This is a genomic window from Micromonospora noduli, from assembly GCF_003264475.1.
GTDB lineage: Bacteria > Actinomycetota > Actinomycetes > Mycobacteriales > Micromonosporaceae > Micromonospora > Micromonospora noduli.
In genome coordinates this window covers 1-3,189 of the sequence record NZ_PYAC01000032.1, presented here as the reverse complement: position 1 = coordinate 3,189, position 3,189 = coordinate 1, and the positions used below count along the sequence as shown (strand labels likewise).

The 3,189-nt window shown below is 72.7% G+C and carries 3 protein-coding genes; all 3 read right to left on the bottom strand.

All coding sequences use genetic code 11. The features are described from left to right. Positions 1–29: 29 nt before the first annotated feature. The 3 genes from MED15_RS24640 to MED15_RS24630 are packed head-to-tail and all read right to left on the bottom strand — an operon-like array spanning position 30 to position 2,953. Positions 30–881, bottom strand: coding sequence for a menaquinone biosynthetic enzyme MqnA/MqnD family protein (locus MED15_RS24640; RefSeq protein WP_112585664.1), 852 nt, complete (start codon positions 879–881; stop codon positions 30–32). Then, positions 833–2,326: an MFS transporter gene (locus tag MED15_RS24635; protein WP_112737075.1), complete on the bottom strand. Its 1,494-nt coding sequence runs from the start codon at positions 2,324–2,326 to the stop codon at positions 833–835. Before MED15_RS24635 ends, MED15_RS24640 begins: the two co-directional genes overlap by 49 nt. A gap of 42 nt (positions 2,327–2,368) precedes the next feature. Further along, positions 2,369–2,953, bottom strand: a complete 585-nt coding sequence (locus MED15_RS24630) for a winged helix-turn-helix domain-containing protein (RefSeq protein WP_112725278.1) — start codon at positions 2,951–2,953, stop codon at positions 2,369–2,371. Between the last annotated feature and the right edge of the window lie 236 nt (positions 2,954–3,189).

The window sequence follows — 3,189 nt, the reverse complement described above, 5'->3', positions numbered from 1 at the left end:
GGCGTACTGACGGGCCCGGCGGCCGGCGGTCAGCCGGCGAAGAACTCCGGGCCGCCGTCCGGCAGCGCCGGGGCCTCGCCGATGGCGGCGGCCCGTCGGGCCCACTCGCGCAGCCCCGCTACCTGCCGGTCGCCGAGGGAGAAGTCGAGGGTCCGGAAGTACGTGGCCAGGGTCTCCGCGTCGAAGGTCTCCCAGCGGGCAGCCGCCTCGGCGACCTGGTCCAACTCCGCCAGGCAGAGATCCCGCGAGCGCAGGAATGCCTCGTGAACCTCCTTGACCAGACCCGGGTGGGCGGCGGCGAAGTCGCGGCGGACCGCCCAGACGGCGAAGACCATCGGAAGCCCGGTCCACTCCCGCCACGCCTGCCCGAGGTCGGTGACCGTGAGGCCCTTCTGCGGCGCCTCGTAGTACGCCCGCAGCGCCACGTCCCCGATCAGCACGGCGGCGTCAGCTTCCAGCAGCATCTGGGTCAGATCCGGCGGGCAGCGGAAGTACTCGGGCCGCACGTTGTACTGCTCGGCGAGCAGCAGCTGAGCCAGCATGACCCCGGTCCGCGAGGTCGAGCCGAGCGCCACCCGGGCGCCGTCCAACTCGCCGAGGGGACGGGTGGAGACCATGTTGACCGAGAGCACCGGCCCGTCGCTGCCCACCGCCAGGTCCGGCAGGAGCAGCAGCTCATCGGCGTGCTTCAGGTACTCCAACAGCGTGATCGGGCCGATGTCGAGGTCGCCGGCGACCAGCGCCGCGCTCAACCGGTCCGGCGAGTCCTTGTGGAGGTCGACGTCGAGCAGGGCACCGGAGCGCATCAGACCCCAGTAGATCGGCAGGCAGTTCAGGAACTGGATGTGCCCGACCCGCGGGCGTGCGATGCGCTCAGCCATGGCCCGACCGTATCCCCGGCGGCTGGCTCCGGCTCGGCGGGCCGGCCCGGAGTGGCCAAGCCCGCACTTGACGACCGTCGTACCGCCCGGGTCACGAACGGCACGAAGACCAGCACCACCAGCAGCCCGACCACACCGGCACCGGCGATCAGCGGCCGAGGCGGAACGACCGCGAGCAACGCCCCGCCGATCAGGAAGCCCGCCATCGAGCCACCCTGCACCGCCGCGCCGTAGCTGGCGTACGCCCGGGCGCGCATCGCCTCCGGCACCCGCCGAGCGGTGAGCAGGTTCGCGAAGACGTTCTCGCCGCCGTTGGCCGCACCACCCACCAGCCAGAGCGGCACCAACACACCTGCCGCCGGCACCGTCGCCGCGAGCAACACCATCAGGCTGCACACGGCCAGAGTGGCCAGCACCCCGCGTACCAACCCGGCGTCGTCGTCGAGCCGCCTGGCAAGTCGTACGGCGAGCCAGGTCCCCGGCAGCATGCCGGCCATCCATGCCGCACTGACCAGGCCGTACGTGGTCGCCGAACCCCCCAACGTCTCCCGGATGAAGAAGACCTCGATCACATTGATGCCGCCGATCGCCGCGATCACCACGGCGGTGCTCACCACCATGACGAGCATCAACGGATCGCGGCGCAGCCGCCAGCCGATCTCCGTACCCCCGGGGGTTGCCACGCCGCCCGAGACGGCCGGGCGGTTCGCGGCGGCGGCCGGGCTGGCGGCGGCCTCGCTGCTCGCGGCGGCCTGGCTGACGGCGGCCTGGCTGGCGGCGGCGTCGCTGCTCACGGTGGCCGGGCTGACGGTGGCCTGGCTGGCGGCGGCCTGGCTGGCGGCGGCGTCGCTGCTTACGGCGGCGGGCCGTCGGCCGCCGCGTCGGGTCCGCAGCAGCAGGCCCGCGACCACGAGCGCCAGGTAGGTCGCGGCATCGAGAAGCAGCGGTACGCGGGTGCCGAACTGACCCACCAGCAGGCCGGCCAGTACCGGGCCACCGAGCGCACCGAGCGAGACGGCGGTCTGGCTGATCGCGCTGGCTCGCGGCAGGTCGGCCGGGCGGACCATCGCCGGCAGCAGCGCGGCGAGGCAGGGTTGGGTCACCGCGAGCCCGCTGGCCAGCAGGGCGACGAGCCCTACCACCAGGACCGGTTGCTCGACGACGGCGAGGAACGCGCAGATTGCGGCCTGCCCGAACCCGATGGTCACCAGCAGGGTACGGCTGTCCGTCCGGTCGGCGAGTCGGCCCGCGAGTGGGGCGAGTACCACCAGGGGCAGGGTCGCGGCCAGCAGCAGCCCCGACACGGCCAGCCCGCCGGCACCGGCCCCCTGTAGCGCCAGCGCCAGCGCGGTCGCGGCGAGGAAGTCGCCGCAGATCGTGGTGCCCCGAGCGGCGGCGGCGAGCCAGACGTCCGACCAGCGCGACTCGTCAGTTGTGAAGGACATACTTCGAAAATAGTCCTTCACAACTGATTCATGCAAGGCTGACTATGCCAGCGGCACCGTCCGGTACTGCACCGCGACCGTGCGCGCCCCCGTCGGTGGGTCACCCTGCCGCCGCCGCGGGTGATACGGCCGGAGCAGCGCCAGCACCGCCTCGTTCAACTCGGCCAACTCGTCGGCGGTGAGCAGCAACAGCGTGTCGGTGAACAGGGCCTTGTCGTACCACTCAGCCGGCTCGTCCCCGGCGCGCCGCAACCAGTCCCGGGTCCGCTCCATGGCCCGGACCGCATGCGCCTCCACCAGCGCCTGCTCGGCCGCACGCGCCTCGGGCCCGGCATCACGCCCCGCCTCGACCAGCACACTCACACTCGGCACACGCCACAACCGCTCGCGCGCGTCCCCCCGGCTCGGCGCCTGCTCGACCAGGCCGAACTTCGCCAACGCCCGCAGGTGGTAACTGGTTGCGCTCGGCGACAGCCCGACGATCTCGGCACACTCTGTGGCAGTCCCACCACTTTCGCGACTGTTCAGGTACTCCATGATCGCGATCCGGGCCGGATGGGCCATCGCCCGCATCACCTGGGGGTCGCTGATCGTCATCCGGCGCGAATCGGAGCGGGCCTCGGTCATAGGCCCATGATCCCGGCCAGTCCCCCAACCTGCCATCACCCCCGCGTCCCGCTCGGACCACCGCGCGTCGGCCACGCCTTTACCTACGGCAGCGAGCGGGCGAATTTGACGACGGGCACGGCTTGGCTGGGTGGCCTGAACGGCGAGCGCGGCTTGGCGTCACAGCAGCGCGGCGCGGCGGCGCGGCTTGGCAGCGCGGCGGCCAGAGCGGCTCAGCGGCGCGGCTTCACGGCGCG

What these genes read in the sequence shown, in the direction of transcription:
- MED15_RS24635 (WP_112737075.1), bottom strand. Translation starts at nt 2,326, where the DNA reads ATGTCCTTCACAACTGACGAGTCGCGCTGGTCGGACGTCTGGCTCGCC.
- MED15_RS24630 (WP_112725278.1), bottom strand. Translation starts at nt 2,953, where the DNA reads ATGACCGAGGCCCGCTCCGATTCGCGCCGGATGACGATCAGCGACCCC.
- MED15_RS24640 (WP_112585664.1), bottom strand. Translation starts at nt 881, where the DNA reads ATGGCTGAGCGCATCGCACGCCCGCGGGTCGGGCACATCCAGTTCCTG.